General features: G+C 74.5%; 1 protein-coding gene and 1 pseudogene. One reads left to right on the plus strand and one right to left on the minus strand.

What is annotated here, in order from left to right; all coding sequences use genetic code 11:
* Positions 1–281: pseudogene (locus tag AB0I76_RS30470) on the minus strand (hypothetical protein); the annotation flags it as partial.
* 149 nt (positions 282–430) lie between these two features.
* Here AB0I76_RS30470 and AB0I76_RS30475 point away from each other — a divergent pair.
* The coding region (locus AB0I76_RS30475) for an alanine racemase (protein ID WP_357042763.1) at positions 431–1,121 on the plus strand (691 nt) is incomplete at its 3' end.

Here is a 1,121-nt window from a genome sequence, read left to right on the forward strand (position 1 = left end):
AGGAGGCCGAACCAGTCGCCGAAGGAGGCGGCGCCGAGGACGATCCAGAGCCGGCGGAACGGTCGGATCCGCAGAACCGAGCGGATCGCCGCGTAACCGGAGTGGTCGGGCTGCCCGCCGGGCTGGTTGGCGCCCGTGGCGGCACCGGACGTGGACGCGGCAGGCTGGTCGCCGGACGTGGGCCCGCCGGGCTGGTTTCGGGACGGCGACACGCCGGGCGACTCGCCGTTCTGCTGGCTTTCGATGGCCGTACCTCCACGTGGCGGCCCATCGCTGGGCATTCCCGGTGCAACACTCTAGACCCGGCGGGACGCTTCTCCGCCGCGACATTCTCCTGCTCGCCGAGCCTAGGCCGCCGCGACCACCGCCCGCAGCCCGGACAGAAGCGAGGGTATTTCGCATTGACCGCCGGACAGTTAGCGTGCAGACCGTGGCCACCGAAAGTGACATAATTCGCGATCGACTCGACCGGGCGACCGCACACCTCGACCCGCCGTACGCGGTGGTCGACCTCGGGGCGTTCGACGCCAACGCGACGGCGCTGGTCGACCGCGCCGCCGGCAAGCCGCTGCGGATCGCGAGCAAGTCGGTCCGCAGCCGGGACCTGATCCGCCGCGCGTTGGGCCGGCCCGGCTGGCACGGCGTGATGGCGTTCACCCTCCCCGAGGCGATCTGGCTGGTCCGGGGTGGCGTGACCGACGACGCCCTGGTGGCGTACCCCACCGCCGATCGGTCGGCCATCGCCGAACTGGCCGCCGACCCGGCCCTCGCCGCAGCCGTGACCCTGATGGTGGACGGCACCGACCAGCTCGACCTCGTCGACGCCACGGTGCCACCGGGGCGACGGGCGGAGCTGCGGATCTGCCTCGACCTGGACGCCTCGTGGCGGCCACTGCGCGGGCGGGTGCACGTCGGGGTCCGCCGCTCACCGGTGCACAGCGCCCGGGCCGCCGGGGCCCTCGCCGCCGCCGCCGTCGCCGGCCGCCCCGGCTTCCGGCTGGTCGGCCTCATGTCGTACGAGGCGCAGATCGCCGGCCTGGGCGACGCACCGCCGGGGCGGGCGGTGCTCGGCTCCGCGATCCGGCTGGCCCAGCGCGGGTCGTACCGCGAGCTGCTGGCGC

Source organism: Micromonospora sp. NPDC049799 (assembly GCF_040656655.1).
In the GTDB taxonomy this organism is placed as follows: Bacteria; Actinomycetota; Actinomycetes; order Mycobacteriales; family Micromonosporaceae; genus Micromonospora.